At 53.0% G+C, this 16594-nt stretch carries 16 protein-coding genes; 8 read left to right on the top strand and 8 right to left on the bottom strand.

Going from position 1 to position 16594, the window contains the following annotated elements; all coding sequences use genetic code 11:
- Positions 1–72 precede the first annotated feature (72 nt).
- Both ACKWCC_RS07810 and ACKWCC_RS07805 read left to right on the top strand, forming a co-directional pair.
- On the top strand, positions 73–513 hold the full coding sequence (locus ACKWCC_RS07810; protein WP_413995358.1) for a hypothetical protein: 441 nt from the start codon (positions 73–75) through the stop codon (positions 511–513).
- A gap of 11 nt (positions 514–524) precedes the next feature.
- Positions 525–1436 (top strand): TIGR01777 family oxidoreductase, encoded by a 912-nt coding sequence (locus ACKWCC_RS07805; protein ID WP_413995357.1) that lies wholly within the window; start codon positions 525–527, stop codon positions 1434–1436.
- On the opposite strand, the gene ACKWCC_RS07800 is transcribed toward ACKWCC_RS07805, so the two are convergent.
- From ACKWCC_RS07800 to ACKWCC_RS07790, 3 genes are all read right to left on the bottom strand, one after another.
- A complete protein-coding gene (locus ACKWCC_RS07800; RefSeq protein WP_413995356.1) occupies positions 1433–1798 on the bottom strand; it encodes a rhodanese-like domain-containing protein in 366 nt (121 codons plus the stop codon). The genes ACKWCC_RS07805 and ACKWCC_RS07800 overlap by 4 nt on opposite strands.
- Positions 1799–1899: 101 nt before the next feature.
- Positions 1900–2748: an MBL fold metallo-hydrolase gene (locus tag ACKWCC_RS07795; RefSeq protein WP_413995355.1), complete on the bottom strand. Its 849-nt coding sequence runs from the start codon at positions 2746–2748 to the stop codon at positions 1900–1902.
- Positions 2749–2857: 109 nt separating this feature from the next.
- Positions 2858–3886 (bottom strand): hypothetical protein, encoded by a 1029-nt coding sequence (locus ACKWCC_RS07790; RefSeq protein WP_413995354.1) that lies wholly within the window; start codon positions 3884–3886, stop codon positions 2858–2860.
- A gap of 238 nt (positions 3887–4124) precedes the next feature.
- Here ACKWCC_RS07790 and ACKWCC_RS07785 point away from each other — a divergent pair, with 238 nt between their 5' ends.
- Both ACKWCC_RS07785 and ACKWCC_RS07780 read left to right on the top strand, forming a co-directional pair.
- Positions 4125–4679, top strand: coding sequence for a sigma-70 family RNA polymerase sigma factor (locus ACKWCC_RS07785; protein ID WP_413995353.1), 555 nt, complete (start codon positions 4125–4127; stop codon positions 4677–4679).
- On the top strand, positions 4679–4903 hold the full coding sequence (locus ACKWCC_RS07780; RefSeq protein ID WP_413995352.1) for a hypothetical protein: 225 nt from the start codon (positions 4679–4681) through the stop codon (positions 4901–4903). Before ACKWCC_RS07785 ends, ACKWCC_RS07780 begins: the two co-directional genes overlap by 1 nt.
- An 18-nt stretch (positions 4904–4921) precedes the next feature.
- Here ACKWCC_RS07780 and ACKWCC_RS07775 read toward each other — a convergent pair whose 3' ends face one another.
- On the bottom strand, positions 4922–5746 hold the full coding sequence (locus ACKWCC_RS07775; RefSeq protein WP_413995351.1) for a UbiA prenyltransferase family protein: 825 nt from the start codon (positions 5744–5746) through the stop codon (positions 4922–4924).
- A gap of 126 nt (positions 5747–5872) precedes the next feature.
- On the opposite strand from ACKWCC_RS07775, the gene gcvP reads away from it, so the two are divergent.
- The 4 genes from gcvP to ACKWCC_RS07755 all read left to right on the top strand — a co-directional run bounded on the left by gcvP (position 5873) and on the right by ACKWCC_RS07755 (position 11559).
- A complete protein-coding gene (gcvP, locus tag ACKWCC_RS07770) occupies positions 5873–8722 on the top strand; it encodes an aminomethyl-transferring glycine dehydrogenase (protein WP_413995350.1) in 2850 nt (949 codons plus the stop codon).
- A 269-nt stretch (positions 8723–8991) separates the two neighbouring features.
- Complete coding sequence (locus tag ACKWCC_RS07765; RefSeq protein ID WP_413995349.1) at positions 8992–10047, top strand: 3-oxoacyl-ACP synthase III family protein; 1056 nt, start codon at positions 8992–8994, stop codon at positions 10045–10047.
- A gap of 90 nt (positions 10048–10137) precedes the next feature.
- Positions 10138–10674 carry a methyltransferase domain-containing protein gene (locus ACKWCC_RS07760; RefSeq protein ID WP_413995348.1) on the top strand — a complete coding sequence of 179 codons (537 nt, stop codon included), beginning with the start codon at positions 10138–10140 and terminating at the stop codon, positions 10672–10674.
- Between the two features lie 30 nt (positions 10675–10704).
- On the top strand, positions 10705–11559 hold the full coding sequence (locus ACKWCC_RS07755) for a glycosyltransferase family 2 protein (protein WP_413995347.1): 855 nt from the start codon (positions 10705–10707) through the stop codon (positions 11557–11559).
- Positions 11560–11605: 46 nt separating this feature from the next.
- Here the strand turns inward: ACKWCC_RS07755 and ACKWCC_RS07750 are convergent, their stop codons facing one another.
- From ACKWCC_RS07750 to ACKWCC_RS07735, 4 genes are all read right to left on the bottom strand, one after another.
- Complete coding sequence (locus tag ACKWCC_RS07750; protein WP_413995346.1) at positions 11606–12115, bottom strand: OmpH/Skp family outer membrane protein; 510 nt, start codon at positions 12113–12115, stop codon at positions 11606–11608.
- 48 nt (positions 12116–12163) lie between these two features.
- Positions 12164–13000: an OmpH/Skp family outer membrane protein gene (locus ACKWCC_RS07745; RefSeq protein ID WP_413995345.1), complete on the bottom strand. Its 837-nt coding sequence runs from the start codon at positions 12998–13000 to the stop codon at positions 12164–12166.
- A gap of 241 nt (positions 13001–13241) precedes the next feature.
- Positions 13242–15878 carry an outer membrane protein assembly factor BamA gene (bamA, locus tag ACKWCC_RS07740; RefSeq protein WP_413995344.1) on the bottom strand — a complete coding sequence of 879 codons (2637 nt, stop codon included), beginning with the start codon at positions 15876–15878 and terminating at the stop codon, positions 13242–13244.
- Entirely contained in the window at positions 15850–16590 is a 741-nt protein-coding gene (locus ACKWCC_RS07735; protein ID WP_413995343.1) for an isoprenyl transferase, read from the bottom strand. Before ACKWCC_RS07735 ends, bamA begins: the two co-directional genes overlap by 29 nt.
- Between the last annotated feature and the right edge of the window lie 4 nt (positions 16591–16594).

Here is a 16594-nt window from a genome sequence, read left to right as displayed (position 1 = left end):
CTTATCTACTGCTTCTATAAAAAATTTTACATAGTTATTTCAATAATTTCTGAAACTTTAAAATTTACAATTATGAAAAACGAGATTCCCACATGGCTCATTGTTTTAGGCGGTATCGGTCAGATATTCACGGCCCTTATCTATCCCTACATTAGGCACCGTGTCTTTGACTGGTACACGGACGTAAAGCAATTGAAACCCCTGAACCAGGAAATTGCCAAAACCTATGGCCGGTACATCCAAGGCCTCAACTTTTCCTTTGGGATCATTGCCATCCTGCTTCCCTTGGACCTGCAGAACGGCAGCAGTCTTGCCTTGGCCCTTACCGGTCTGATCGGGGCCTACTGGGTGGGCAAGGTGGCCACGCAAATTGCCTATTACCCCATGTACCAGATTCCACAGGAACGCATTTTTAAAGTGGGCAGCTATTTCATGAACGGTCTGTTTACCCTGTTCGCCCTGGTGTACACCTGGCTCTTTGTGCGCAACCTGTATCAATTCCTTAACCTTTAAAAATGAACATCATGAAAAAATTGGTCGTCGCTGGAGGCAGTGGCTTTCTGGGAAATGCCATTGTTGACCACTTTAAAACCAAATTTGAGGACATCGTTGTCCTTACCCGAAACACGATTGAAAATACAAACACCGTGCGCTACGTGCCCTGGGATGCCAAAACCCTGGGCGACTGGCAGTACGAATTGGACGGCTGCGATGTCCTCATAAACATGGCCGGCCGATCGGTAGATTGCAGATATACCGCTAAAAACAAGCACCTTATCATGGATTCCCGTGTGGACAGCACCCGTGTGCTCAACCAAGCCGTGGCCAAGGCCACAGACCCGCCCCACGTCTGGCTCAACTCCTCCACCGCCACCATTTACAGACACTCCCTGGATATGGAAATGGACGAGGAACACGGCGAAATTGGTACAGGTTTTTCCGTGTCCGTTGCCCAGGCCTGGGAAGCCGCCTTTTTTTCGGGAAACACCCCAAAAACCAGAAAGGTGGCCCTACGGACCAGCATTGTGCTGGGCAAAAACGGTGGCGCCCTAACACCCATAAGGAACTTGGCAAAAATGGGCCTGGGCGGAAAACAGGGCAATGGAAAACAAAAGTTCAGTTGGATCCACCTGGCCGATTTTCTGCGCAGCATTGACTTCATCCTGCGAAACAACCACCTGAGCGGGCCCGTGAACTTGGTGGCCCCAAAGCCCACCACCAACAGCCTATTGATGGAGCAGGTGCGAAAAGCGGTGGGCATTGGCTTTGGCCTACCGGCACCAAAATGGCTTTTGGAAATCGGGGCCCTCTTCATTCGCACGGAAACGGAACTGGTACTGAAGAGCAGGAACGTGGTGCCCGGAAAGCTCCTGGCCGGCGGATTTCGCTTTAAGTACCCCCAACTGGGCGAAGCCTTGGCAGACCTTTTGTCCTAAGGCCGGCTTTCCCGTTGCAGCCAAGCCTCATAGCCCCCGGTAAGATCAATGACGTTCTCATAGCCCATTTCCCTTAGTTTGGCCTGGGCCTTGGCGCTCCTGCCGCCCACACGGCAATATACATAGATGGTGTCCTCTTTGCCCATGTCCCGGATCCGGTCCGGGAAATCGGCATCATGCCAATTGATGTTTTGGGCGCCCTCCAGATGGCCAGCGGCAAATTCCTCGGGCGTACGCACATCCACCAAAACCGCGCGCTCCAATTCCGCTTTGGATACTTGGGCCATCTGCTTGCGATGCCCGGTTCGCATACAGGCAACATACAACAGCAAGAGGGTTAAAAAGCAAAGGGCCTTCTTCATGTCCTTCTCAGTTTTTTGGCAAAGATAAAAAGGGATCGGGAAAAGGCATTGCCATCAACACATGGCCCCAAAAGGAAATAGGTGACACTGCCGGTATCCCGTCAGGGCATGTGCAGACATTCGCCCCCGAGCAATACCCGGTGGCCCTGCCCTTGTGCTTTGGCCTCGGCCACAAAATCGCTTACGTTGGCGGTGTTAAAAGTGAACATATCATAATGGCAGGGCACCACCAGATCAGCACCTATGGCCTTGCCCAGGGCAACGGCCTCTTTGGCGTTCAGGTTTCCGGCCACCCTGCGCTCCGGCCGATCGCCGTTTATGGGCAAAAGGGCCACATCGATGCCGTAGGGGCGCAATAGGTCTTCCATACCGGAAAACCAAAGGGTATCGCCGCTATGGTACACGGTATGGTTGCCAAACCGAACAATGTAGCCCAAGTACCGGCATTGGCCGTTGGCATCCCGCTCCAGTTCATTGTGCTTGGCGGGGACACCGGTAAAGGTAAACCCATCAACCGTAACGGACACCCCATCGTTAAGGCCAACGGGGAAGTCCAGATCGCACTGCACCCGCTGCTGAACAAACGCCCGGTTGGCCTCTGGCACAATGAACTTTATATTGGGGTTGTTCTTTAAAATGGGCACCAAGGTCTCCGCGTCCAAGTGGTCGGTGTGGTTGTGGCTGGAGGTCACCACCGCCACGTTTTCCAACAATTCGGGCCTGAGCACCAGTTCGCTCATCCGCACATGGGGCTTCTCGGTGTGAGCATATTTTTTGGTAAGCGAATCGGAGAGGTAGGGATCCATTACGATGCGCTTCCCGTTCCATTGCAGCACATAACCGCTCTGCCCCAGCCACCAAAGCCTAAACCCCACCGTCTCCGTCAGGGCCGCGTTCATTTCCTGTACAAGCTGTTCATTTTTCAGCTTTGCGGCAATGAGCTTTTTCATCTGTTGCTATTTATTTGTTTGTTAAGGTCAGACCTGCCCGTTCCGTTTTGGGCGGGTGCAATTCGCCAATCAACACTTAGGCTGGTATCCAGCATGGTTATGCCTTATTTCATAGGCCTTCCCTTACTATTTTGGCCCCCGCGACCATATTGGCCAATTTTTTCCTGGCCGCCCAGCGCGCGGTCTGGCTCAGCCCGCAATCCGGGGCCACGGACAATTTCTCGGCGGGCACATGCTCCAAACACCTTTGGATGCGCTCCACCACGTCCTCAACCGATTCCACGTAATAGTTCTTAACATCGATGATGCCCACGGCCACCTTCATTTTCTCGGCAAAGGGCGCCAGCAGCTCCAACTCGGAAAACTCCCGGTTGGCCATTTCAATATGGATCTCATCCACATTGAAATCCAAAAAATCGGGCAGCATGGGCCTAATGCTCCTGTACCCCACCGGTCTTCCCTTAAAATTGCCAAAACAGAGGTGCGTGCTCAGGTGGCATTTTCCCTGTACCGTGCTCACGGTCCGGTTAAAAATATCCACAAAACGTTGGGTATCGGCCTTATAGGCATAACAGCTCATGGAGGGTTCGTCCACCGTAATTTCCGTACATCCGGCGGCCACCAGCGCTTCCAGCTCTTGGCGCACCATGGGCAAGAGGGCCTCGGTAATGGCGTAGCGGTCCTTGTAGCGCTGGTTGGGCAGCAACCTCCCGGCCAGGGTGTACGGCCCCGGGATGCTCGCCTTGAGCACCGGGCCCTTGGGGGCCAGTTTTTTCAACCGCTCAAATTCCTTTACCGCACCCAAACCGTTGGGCGCGCCCAATTCCCCAACAATATTGTTCTTGCCCCTTTGATCGTGCGCTGCCGGGCCAAACTTGCGGGTATCGGATGGGTTGTTCTCAATGCCATTGATAAAGCCGTAGAAGGAAAGGTTAAAGTCCAACCGCGTTTGCTCGCCATCCGTGATGACATCGAGTCCGGCCGCGGTCTGGTCGTGGATGGCGGCAATCACGGCATCTTCAATGGCCTCTTCAATATCTGGCGTACCAAATTGATCCAGATTTTTTGAAACAAATTCCAGCCACCCCGGAAAGGGGTAACTGCCAACAACGGTGGTCCTGATCGCTTGTTCTGTCATCTTTTTTCACTTAAAACGGCAAGATAAGACGAATTTTGTTGAAACCGCCTTCCGATGGAGACGGCTGTTCCGAACTTCTTTTTTTAGGTCGATGCCCCGCCGGTGGCCTTTGTTCCGTGGCAAGGATCCAAACGGCCTGGCCAACCTATCCCAGATTTTTTTAAAATTCCGGACAAGAAGAAAAAAGGAACGGGTGGTTTAATCAAAACCACTTATTTTTGGAGTGCAGGAAAAGAAAATGAAAGTACATCAGTTACATCCCGAAGCATGGGTGGACGCTTATGCCGACTACCTTTTTAACTATGCGGTGGGCCGCGTGAGCAATGCCGAAGTGGCCAAGGACCTGGTGTCCGAGACCTTCTTGGCCGGCTTGAAGTCGGCAAAAAATTTTAAGGGAGATGCCACGGAACGCACTTGGCTAGTGGCCATATTAAAGCGAAAAGTGATCGATCACTACCGCAAAAGCAATTCCAAGAAAGGCAAGGCAGAGGTGCGCATGGGCTACGGCGCCCAGAACGAAACGGAGGGAGATTGGCTGGAGGAGCAGGTGGCGGACCCGTTCAGTACGCTAGACAGCAGTGCCATGGAAAATGAGGAACTGGGCTTGGCGATCCAGGCATGCATTGCCAAACTGCCCAAGAAACAAGCCTTGGTGTTTACCATGAAAACCATTCAGGGCATGAGCACCGAAGTTATTTGTAATGACCTCGAAATAAATTCGTCCAATCTATGGGTGATGATACATAGGGCCAGGACCTCCTTGATGGCATGCCTTAACGAAAAATGGTTTTGATGATGATTTCTTGTGAAAAAGCGACCTTGATCTGCAATAAAACCCAATATGGGGAGGCCTCCTTTCTGGATATCCTGAAATTGAGGTACCACCTATACCGCTGCCAAAATTGTGCCAAGGCCACAGAAAGGAACACCAAGCTCACCACCCTTTGTGAAAAGGCAAAACTGTACAGCCTAAAGGAAGAGGACAAAGAGAAAATGAAGGCACTGCTAAAAAAATAGGGCCGGCCGCCCACGAACTCACCAAAGCCAAGAGGCCCACAACAGCAGCGCGTACCACAACAGGGGCACGGCCTCTACCCAAAAGGAGGCAAAATAGGGGCCTTGTTCCGTTTTGGTGCCCAGAAGGATGCCCAGTAGCACCAAGGTGATGGTCCCGTGCACCAACAGTTGCGGGACCTCCAGCCCGTCCCGAAAGAAATGGGACAGGAAAAACAAGAGCACCATGACCCCTCCCCATTTTTTGGTGCCCCTAACCCCAAAACGCTGTGGCAGGGTCTGGAGCGACGGCTCATCGTAAGGCAGGTCCCGTATCTCAAAGGGCAGCAAGAGCACCAGGACAAAAAGAACGCGCTCCACCGCCATCACGCCCACATCCCAAGACCATTGGACGTTGGCCTCAAGCACCGGCAAGAACACGGTGGCCCCGGTCCAGACCAGGGCCACAATGAAGATCTTAAGCCCGCCCCAGCTTCTCATATTCCCCATTTTGGGCAATACCGGCACGGCATAAAGCCCGGAAAACAGCCCTAGGATGATCAAGGGCCACCAAAGTTCAGGGCTTAAAAAACAAAGGGGATAAAGGGCCAGAACAGCGGCCAAAACACTGAAAACCATGATCCACCGCACAAGACCACCGGCATAACGGGCATACTTCTTTCCCTCCAGGCCATATTTAACAAAATTATAGCATGCCACCGTGGCCAAAAAAAGAAAGCTGCCCAGGTAAACCGGGAAGGAAATGTTTAAACTTTTTACGGTAACCGCCAGAAGGCAAACCGCCGCTAGGGCCACGTGAACACTGGCCTTTAGATAAAACTGGAAGAGGCGCCCAAGGACATTCATTAAACAAATGTAGCCAAACCGGGGCCTACCCCTTACATTTGTGCAAAAAGTTTGACAATTGTCCTTTTTAAGGGCTTAATTGCCATGGAATTAATTGCTAATTTTGCAGGGCTAAAACGTAACCCTATGAAGACAGATGTGTTCGCCTCCCGCCATATCGGCATTCGTGAAGAAGACCTCCCAGAGATGCTCCGAGCCATAGATGTGGAAAGTCTGGACCAGCTTATTTTTGAAACCATTCCGGACGAGATACGATTAAAGGAGCCCCTACCCCTCCCTGCCCCAATGAGCGAACACCGCTTCCTGGCCCATTTGGAGGAACTCTCCAAAAAGAACAAGGTATTCCGGACCTACATTGGTCTGGGCTACCACGAGAGCCTCACCCCCTCCGTGATCAAGCGCAACATTCTTGAAAACCCCGGCTGGTACACGGCCTATACGCCCTACCAAGCAGAAATTGCACAGGGCCGCTTGGAAGCACTGATCAATTTCCAGACCATGGTGAGCGACCTCACCGGCATGGAACTGGCCAACGCCTCCCTGCTGGATGAAAGCACGGCCGCGGCCGAAGCCATGACCATGCTCTACGATGTGCGCTCCAGACAGCAAAAGAAAGATGGGGTGCTCAAGTTTTTTGTGGGCGAGGACATTTTGCCCCAGACTTTGTCCCTGCTGCAAACCCGCTCCGCGCCCCTGGGCATTGAACTGGTGGTGGGGGCCCACGATGCATTCGATTTTTCGTCTGACTTCTACGGGGCGCTCCTGCAGTACCCCGGCAAGCACGGCCAAGTGCACGATCACGCCGCTTTCGTGGCCCGCGCCAAGGAGAACGGTATCAAGGTGGCCGTTGCCGCAGACATCCTGGGCTTGGTACTGTTAACGCCCCCCGGCGAACTTGGGGTGGACGTGGTGGTGGGCACCACCCAGCGTTTTGGCATCCCCTTGGGCTATGGCGGACCACACGCCGCCTTCTTTGCCACCAAAGAGGAATACAAACGGAACATCCCCGGAAGGATCATCGGGGTCACCAAGGACATGGACGGAAAACCGGCCATGCGCATGGCCCTGCAGACCCGTGAGCAGCACATTAAAAGGGACAAGGCCACCAGCAACATCTGTACGGCACAGGTGCTTTTGGCCGTTATGGCCGGAATGTACGCCGTGTACCACGGCCCAAAGGGCCTTTCATACATTGCCAAAAAAGTGCACGCCAGCGCAGTGACCCTGGCCGATGCCCTGGAACGCTTGGGACTCTACCAGACCAATACGGCCTATTTTGACACCATTACGGTAAAGGCCAAGGCAGAAGAGATAAAGCCGATTGCAGAGGCCCAGGAAATAAACTTTTTGTACGTGGACGGCGAAACCGTCTCCATTGCCCTGAACGAGGCCACGGGGCTGGACGACCTGAACGATATTGTGGGCATCTTTGCCCAGGCCATGGGCAAAACCCCCGAGGCCATCACCGCACTGGCAGGGGACACCGCCATCCCCGGAAACTTGCAGCGCACGGCCCCGTTTTTGGAAAACAAGGTCTTTAACACCTACCACTCGGAAACCGAACTGATGCGCTACATCAAAAAATTGGAACGCAAGGACCTGGCCCTGAACCACAGCATGATCTCCTTGGGAAGCTGTACCATGAAATTGAACGCGGCCAGTGAAATGCTGCCCCTGAGCCACAGCAACTGGGGCAACATACACCCCTATGTTCCGGTGGAGCAGGCAGAAGGCTACCAGATCATGCTGCAGGAACTCACCGACGACCTCACCACCATCACCGGCTTCGCCGGCACCTCCCTACAGCCCAACAGCGGTGCACAAGGGGAGTATGCGGGCCTTATGGTGATCCGCGCCTACCACGCTTCCCGTGGGGAATCTCATAGGAACATCTGCATCATCCCGGCATCGGCCCACGGGACCAACCCGGCTTCTGCCGTGATGGCCGGAATGAAGGTGGTGGTGACCAAAACGGACGACAAAGGAAACATAGACCTGGAAGACCTGACCGAAAAGGTGACCCAGCACTCCAATGATCTGGCCGCCCTTATGGTCACCTACCCCTCCACCCACGGGGTCTTTGAATCGTCCATAAAACAGATCACCCAATTGATCCACGATCACGGAGGACAGGTGTACATGGACGGCGCCAACATGAACGCACAGGTGGGCCTTACCCATCCCGGCATCATTGGCGCAGACGTTTGCCACCTTAACCTCCACAAAACCTTTGCCATTCCCCACGGGGGCGGCGGGCCCGGCGTGGGACCCATTTGCGTGGCCGAACAATTGGTTCCCTTTCTCCCCACCAACCCCATCATTGAGACGGGGGGGGCACAGGGCATCACGGCCATATCGGGCGCGCCTTGGGGCTCTTCCCTGGTATGCCTTATTTCCTACGGCTATATAAAAATGTTGGGGGAGTTTGGACTGAGGCATTCCACCGAAATCGCCATTCTGAACGCCAATTACATCAAAAATAAATTGCACGGCCATTTTGAGGTGCTGTACACCGGAGAGGGCGGGCGCGCGGCCCACGAAATGATCATAGATTGCAGGCCCTTTAAGGAGCACGGCATAGAGGTCACCGATATTGCCAAGCGATTGATGGACTACGGTTTTCACGCCCCCACCGTGTCCTTTCCCGTAGGCGGCACCATCATGATCGAGCCCACCGAAAGCGAAAGCCTGGCGGAACTGGACCGTTTCTGTGCTGCCATGCGCGCCATTAGAGAAGAGATCGAAGCGGCCAAGGCAGGGGATGCCAACAATGTCCTGAAGAACGCCCCGCACACCTTGGACATGGTCACCGCAGACCAATGGGAATTTCCCTATAGCAGGGAAAAGGCGGCCTTTCCGCTGCCCTACGTCAGGGAAAACAAATTTTGGCCCACGGTAAGACGTGTGGATGACGCGTATGGAGACCGTAATCTCATCTGTACCTGCGCGCCCATAGAGGAATACGCCCAGGCCTAATGTGATCCCATCCTGACTGTTTCCCGCTTCCGGCCCTGTCCGAAATACCGGGCCAAAACAGACCAACGGACTGGCAACCTACTTAAAAACAGTGTTTTAAGTGGTTTCAGTCCGTTTTTTACGGCCTGGTGTCCCCATTTCTGCCACACCTCCCAGTCCATGGCCCGCAAGGACAAGGGCCCGGTGAGCATCGTAATTTTTACTATGCGTGCATATCTTTTCCTTCCAGTTCAAGGTATCTTGTGCCATACTAACCAAAAAGAGGGTCTATGCGCATTGGAATCACGGGAACGGGCAGCTATGTTCCCAGTAAGGTCGTGAAAAACGAGGAGTTTGAGCAACACGCATTTTTGAATCAGGACGGCAGTCCCTTTGAACAGGACAACCCGGTGATCATAGAAAAGTTCAAGGCCATTACGGGAATTTCCGAAAGGCGCTATGCCCAAGGGGACCAAAACGCCTCCGACCTGGCCTTTCTGGCGGCCCAAAAGGCCCTGGAAGATGCGGCTCTGAACAAAGAGCAGCTGGATTATATCATTGTGGCCCACAACTTTGGCGACGTGTCCCAAGGCCAGTCCCAGAGCGATATGCTGCCCAGCCTGGCCGCCCGGGTAAAACACCTGCTGCGCATTAAAAATCCAAAATGTGTGGCCTATGACATGCTCTTTGGCTGTCCGGGATGGATCGAGGGCGTCATCCAGGCACAAGCTTTCATAAAGAGCGGCATGGCCCAACATTGCATGGTCATAGGGGCCGAGACCCTTTCGCGCATTGTGGACCCCTACGATCGGGACGCCATGATCTATGCCGATGGTGCGGGCGCCACCATTGTATCAAAACAAGAAGGTACCGGGGGCATCTTGGGCCACGCCAGTGCCTCTTACGCCCATGACGAAGCCTATTTCCTGTACTACGGAAAATCCTACGCCCCAAAGGCCGGGGATACCAAGTACATAAAAATGTACGGCAGAAAGATTTATGAGTTTGCCGTGAGCCACGTGCCCGGTGCCATGAAGGAATGCCTGGACGCCAGCGGCATCCCCATAACCGATGTAAAAAAAATACTGATCCACCAGGCCAACGAAAAAATGGACGAGGCCATTGTAAAACGGTTCTACAAAAGCTATGGCCTGGCCATGCCAAAAGACATCATGCCCATGAGCATTGGCACCTTGGGCAACAGCTCCGTGGCCACCATTCCCACCCTGTACGACCGGCTTGGAAAAGGAAAACTGCCCGGGCACCAAGTGGAGCCGGGAGATGTTGTTATCTTTGCCAGCGTGGGCGCGGGCATGAACATCAATGCCATTGTGTACAGGGTATAAAAGACCGTGGCTTACAGCCGGTTTGGTCTGTGTTTCCCTGACGACTTGCCATTTTTGTCCCGGGTTGGCCCGCACCAGAAAACCCAACAGATGTACGAAAAGACATTTCCCAACAAACGCTTTGCCATTACCATGGCCTTTTTGGAGCGCCATGTGCCCAAGGACAGGCGCATTCTGGATCTGGGGGTGCCCAATCCGCTGTCCGAGCAAATGACCGCCGCAGGCTACCAAGTGACCAACACCCAGGGCGAGGACCTGGATGTGGATCATGACCGGGTGGCCCAGTTCAACGGGGAGGTGGTCACGGCCTTTGAGATCTTTGAGCACATGCTGGCCCCCTACAATGTGCTCACCAAAATAAAAGCGAACTCCTTGGTGGCCAGCGTTCCCCTGCGCCTCTGGTTTGCCCCCGCCTACCGGAGCAAGACCGACCCCTGGGACCGGCACTACCATGAGTTTGAGGATTGGCAGTTCAACTGGCTGTTGGAAAAGAGCGGCTGGGAGATCAAGGATCGGATGAAATGGGCACACCCGGTGAAAAAATTGGGCCTGCGCCCCCTATTGCGCCGTTTTACCCCCAGGTACTACTTGGTGTACGCAGAGCGAAAAGCAACAACATCCCCATAAAAGCGTTTATTTTTTTACGATTGATGTCCCATGCGATACTATGTTGTCATCCCTGCACACAACGAGGCCCAGTTCATTGAGGGCACCCTGAACTCGCTGTTGGAACAACGCTTGAAACCCTCCCGCGTGGTGGTGGTGAACGACAATTCCTCCGATGGCACGGAACAGATCATCAACACTTTTTCAGCGAAGCATGACCAGCTCCAGGGACTTACCATTGCCACCGGTGCGGCCCATATGCCGGGGAGCAAAGTGGTGCACGCCTTTGCCCAGGGATTGGCGCTATTGGATGACCAGTACGACTTTATTGTAAAGTTGGACGCCGATGTGCTCTTGCCCGATGATTATTTTGAGCGCATCGCCAACGCCTTCCGCAACAACCCTAAAATTGGGGTGGCCGGCGGTTTCATTTACGAGCAGGACCAACAGGGGGAATGGCGCCTTAACCACCCCATGGACAAAAAACACGTGCGCGGGGCCATCAAGGCCTATTCCAAGGCCTGCTTCAAGGCCATTGGCGGACTCAAAAATGCCATGGGATGGGACACGGTGGATGAACTCCTGGCGCAGTACCACGGCTTTGAGCTGCACACGGACCCCAAGCTGCACGTAAAGCACCTAAGGCCCACGGGATCGGGGTACAACCCCAGGGCCAGGGGACTGCAAGGGCAGGCCATGTACCGCATGCGCTATGGCCTGGGCCTAACCCTCATAGCCTCGCTGAAAATGGCCTTGAAACAGGGCCGGTGGAAGACGTTCACGGAAAACCTCTCCGGGTTTATGGCAGCCAGGAGAAAACAGCTTCCCTTCCTCATTGGAGCCCCGGAGGGCGACTTTGTGCGCTCCTTGCGGTGGCAAAACATCAAAAGAAAACTTCTCACATAAAAAAACCGCCCAGATAGGCGGTTTTGCTTTAATGGTGAAAGTCTAGTTAGAAGCCCAATTCTTTCTTTACATCTGCCAATAGGTCTTTACCCTTGGCCACGATAAGGCCCGATCCGGGCTGTGCGTCAATGACATAGTCAAAACCTTGGGCCGTGGCCACGCGCTCTATGGCCGCCTTGGCCTTCTCCGAGATGGGGGCAAACAGTTCTGCCTGCTTTTCCTGGATTTCCTTTTGGGCGTTTTGCTGAAACTCGCCCACGGTCCTTTCCATTCCCTGTAGCTCCACGGCGCGCTTGTCATTCTCCTCTTTGGATTTGGAGGGCGCTTCGTTCTGGTACTGGGTAAACTTGTTCTGCAGCTCGGTCATGGAGGCTTGGATATCGGCCTGGTAGGTCTCGGAGAGCTTTTTCAGCTCCGCTTCGGCCGCCTTCATTTCTGGCATATCGGCCAAAAGTTTTGTTACATCAATGTGCGCCACTTTGCTCTGGGCGTTTACAAAACTGGTTGCGGCCACAAACAATACCAAGGCCACGGCCATTCTTTTTACATTTTTCATACGTTACAATTTAATACTTAATTTGAGTTTCAATTAATGGTTTTCAATTTAATCATTTTCATTCTCTTCAGCACTCTTTCCGCGTTGTTGTTCTTTTTCCTTCTTTTTGGCCTCACGTTCTTCCAATAACTTTTTGCGTCGCTCTTCATAGGCCTTTCTGCGCGCCTCCCGGGCCTGCAACTGTTCGGCACGCCGCTCTTCCACTGTCTTCTCCCTTGCCTCTTGGGCCTGTTGGGCACGTTCCAGGCGCTCCTTGAGCGCATCGGAAAGCTCTGCTTCCTGGGCCGCTTCCTCTTCCTTGGCAAAGGCTTCCAACCGGTTCCGTTCCGCTTTGTTGTCCTTGGGCTTGCTCACCTTCCGTGTCCGGGAAATGGCCCTGAGGACCTGGTCGCTGATGTCATGCCTTTTTTCGGAGTACAACATTACAACATCCGCAGATTTATCAAAAATAAAATCATATCTTTTATTGGACCCTATTTTTTGCACTTCGTTGAACACTTGATCCTGTATGGGCTGAATCAAGCGGGCTTTTTGCAGCACCAGATCGCCCTGCGGCCCAAAACGGTCCTGTTGGTAGGCTATGGTCTCTCGCTCCAGGATGGCAATGTCCTCTTCCCGCTCCTCAATGAGCTCTGGGGTGAGCAGCACTTTCTCTGCCATCAGGTCCTTCTTCATCTGCTCTACCTGGCGCTGGCGCTGTTCCACTTCCACTTTCCATTTTTCCACCTTACTGGCCAGCTGCTCGTTGGCGTCCCGGTACTCTTCCACATTTTCCAAAATGTATTCCATGTCCACATAGGCAATGCGCACGCCGCGCTGGGCGGTAATGTGAAGGGTGGCCAAGAAGGCCAACAATGGAACAAGAACGTTTTTGCTTAACTTCATTTTAATTTCCGTTTAATGCAATAGAAAATATCGTGCCAAAAATAAAAAGCCGCTTGCTTTCCCTTTTTCCAAAACAAATGGACAACCGCCGCGAAGACGCCCATTTCTTGGGAACTTGAAAGCCAATGTGGTCTTTTATTTCATCAACATAATACAAAAAATCGGGAAGAACAAACCGCGTGCCCATAGGTGCGCTCACCTTTAACTTAGGATGATTTCTGAATGTCCCTGCGCCAATTCCCTAAAATTGCTGACCGATAATGAAGTGTGTTTGCCAACCACTGGGACCTCGTCCCTGAGATTGCGGTCTTAGGTCCTCATCGAACCCGTACCCGAAGTCTATGCCCAACAAACCAAACGCGGGCATAAAGATCCGCAGCCCCACACCGGCCGATCGTTTTAATTGAAACGGATTAAATTCCTGAAAATTGCTAAAGGCGTTGCCCGCTTCCAAAAAAGCCAGTCCAAAAATGGATGCGGAGGGCTTTAAGGTGAGCGGATATCTCAGCTCCAGAGAGAATTTGTTGTAGATGGTGCCCCCTTCCGGCCTGCCATTGGCATCCACTGGGGTCACGGATTGGTTCTCATAGCCCCGGAGCTGTACGATCTCCCTCCCGTCCAGGGTGAAGTTGTTGAGCCCATCGCCCCCAACAAAGAAGCGTTCAAAGGGCACATTGCCAATATCGGGGTTGTAGTTGCCCAAAAAGCCAAATTCGGCGTTGGTACGGAGCACCAGATCGCCCACCAGGGAGGTGTACCAATCTCCCCGGAACTTTAGCTTGTAGTACTCCAACAGCCTAAAGCGTTCCTGATCGGCGTTTTCCAGGGCCTGTACCTCTGCGGGGGTTAGGGCCAGACCGCTGTCCCGCTTTTCCGTTAGTTCATTGCTGGTGGCCGTGAGCGCCTTGAAATCCTTGTCGCTGAAGAGGGAAAAGGGCGGGGTGAGCTTGCCCGTAATCTCAAAATTGGAACCGCCCCTGGGGAAAATACGGCCACCGGACAGGGCGTTCCTGGAGATGCCCAAGGTATAGGTAAAGGAATTGGCCTTCCCGTTCCCAAAATTGAACAGGCCAATGTTATAGTTCCTAAAATCGTACAACTGGTAGCCCAAGGCGTGGGAAATGGTAAAAAAATCGTCTGGCCACTGTACCCGCTTGGCCAGACCGGCCGTAATGCCGGTAATGCTGAACTGCCGCTCCTTGTCGATCTCTATCCGGCCCCTACGGGAAAAATCGGCCAAAAACTGCTGGGTCCGGGAGAGGTTCAGGTTAAAGCGCACCGGCTTTTTACCACCCAACCAGGGCTCGGAAAAATTAAGGCTATAGACCCTAAAGGTCCTACTGGCCTGCAGGCGCAGGGCAAAGGTCTGCCCGTCTCCCATGGGCACGGGCTTGTAGGTTTCCCCCTTAAAGATGTTCTGTATGGAAAAGTTGTTGAAGGAGAGGCCCAGGGTACCTATGAAGCCCCCGCCCCCATAACCGCCCTGCAGTTCTATTTGGCTGGAGCCGGACTCCACCAGGTCCCAGTTCAGGTCCACCGTGCCCTCGTTGGGGTTGGCATTTAGCACGTCCGGGGCGATCTGCTCGGCATCAAAAAAGCCCAGTTGCCCCAGTTCCCGAACACTTCTGATGATGTCCGATTTATTGTAGCGCTGTCCCGGACGCGTGCGCAGTTCGCGATAGATCACGTGGTCATTGGTCTTTTCATTTCCCTTTACCGTCACGTGGTCCAGAAAGGTTTCCTTGCCCTCAATGATCCTGATCTCAAAGTCAATGGTATCGTTGGCCGCGGAGACCTCCACCGGGTTGATCTGGGAAAAGAGGTAGCCATTGTTCTGGTACAGGTTGGTCAGGTCCGCCGCATCTGGCTTGGTATTGTCCGCAATGCGCTCGCGCAGGAGCACCCCGTTGTAGGTGGCCCCTTTCTTTATGCCCAGCACCTGGGCCAACTGCCGGTCCGTATAGACGGTATTGCCCACAAAGTCTATGTCCCCGAAATAGTACCGGTCTCCCTCCTCCACGGCGACCTCCAGCCTAATGTTGTTCTCGTCCAGTTTAATGAGGGTGTCGGAAACCACCCGGGCGTCCCTAAAACCGTTTTCGGCATACTTGTCCACCAAAAGCTCCAGGTCTTCCTGGTAGTCCTTTTCTATGTATTTCGATTTTTTCCAGAACCTGCCCAGCAGTTTCTGTTTGGTGCTTTTCAGGGCCTTGCGCAACTTGCGATCGGAGAGCATTTCGTTCCCGGTAAAATCTATTTCCTTGACCTTTACCCGATCGCCCTTTTTTATGCTCACCACCATGCTGCGGGCATTGGTCTCCGAGGTGTCCACCGCCGTGGCAATGTTCACCTTGGTGTTCAGGAAGCCCTGCTTTTTGTACTTGTTGGTGAGGTAGTTCTTGGTATTGGCAATGAGGCTCTCGGTGATCTTTTTCCCTTTTTTAAGGTCGGTGTCCTTGATCAGCTCATCCACTTTGCGCTCCTTGACCCCAAAGAACTTCACATCGGTGAGGGTGGGGCGCTCTATGATGTTCAGCTCCAGGAAAACGGTATTGCCCTCCACATTGGTAATGAAGAAATCAATGGAGGTAAAGAGTTCCAGGCCCCAGAGCTTTTTGATCACCCCACTGAGCTGATCGCCGGAAAGGACAATGGGCTGCCCCACCCGGAGGCCGGTGTAGGTCTTCACCGTCTGTTCGTTGTAACTCTCCAGACCGGTAACCTGCAACCCGCCCAAAATATAGCTCTTGCCGTCCTCGACAACAAAATCCTGTGCAAATGAAAGGGTGGTGAAAAAAAGGCCCAGTAGAAGAATAAAATGCCCCGGGAAAATGGGGCGTTGCCTACCCTTAGGTAAGTTGTTCGCTAGTTTTTCCAAATCTTCGTTCTCTGTTCTGGTAATTTTTTACGGCCTCTACCAAATGATGCTCTTTAAAATCTGGCCAAAATACGTCGGTGAAAAACAACTCGGCGTACGCGATCTGCCATAATAAAAAATTGCTGATCCGATGTTCTCCACTCGTACGAATCAACAGGTCCACGTCTGGCAAATTTCGCGTGTAAAGATGGTTATTTATAATGGTTTCATCAATATTTTCGGGGAGAATTATATTATTTTTAACTTTGGTGGCAATGGCCGTCACGGCCGACTGCAATTCTTCCCGGGAGCCGTAACTAAGGGCCAGTGTCAGGGTCATTCCCGTGTTGCCGGAGGTCTTTTCCATGACCTCCTGAAGCTCTTTATAGGCCTTGGCCGGCAAGGCCGATATGTTGCCTATGGCATTCAATTTAATGTTGTTCTTGTGAAAGGTCTTGAGCTCTTTTTTAAGGGAGGAGACCAAAAGGCGCATCAGGGTCTGCACCTCCAATTTTGGCCTTTTCCAATTTTCGGTGGAAAAGGTGTAGAGGGTAAGGTATTCTATGTTGATCTTGGCACATTGCTCCACCACCCGCCTAACCGTCTTTACCCCGTGCTCATGGCCAAATACCCTTCTTTTGCCCTGCTGCTTGGCCCAACGGCCGTTGCCGTCCATGATGATGGCCACGTGCTTGGGCAGGTTCTGCGCCACAATATCTTCCAATGTTTCCATTTTT

Source organism: Maribacter aquimarinus, assembly GCF_047345505.1.
Taxonomy (GTDB): Bacteria; Bacteroidota; Bacteroidia; order Flavobacteriales; family Flavobacteriaceae; genus Maribacter.
The sequence above is the reverse complement of the archived record's forward strand: the minus strand, read 5'-3'. Positions and strand labels throughout refer to the sequence as shown.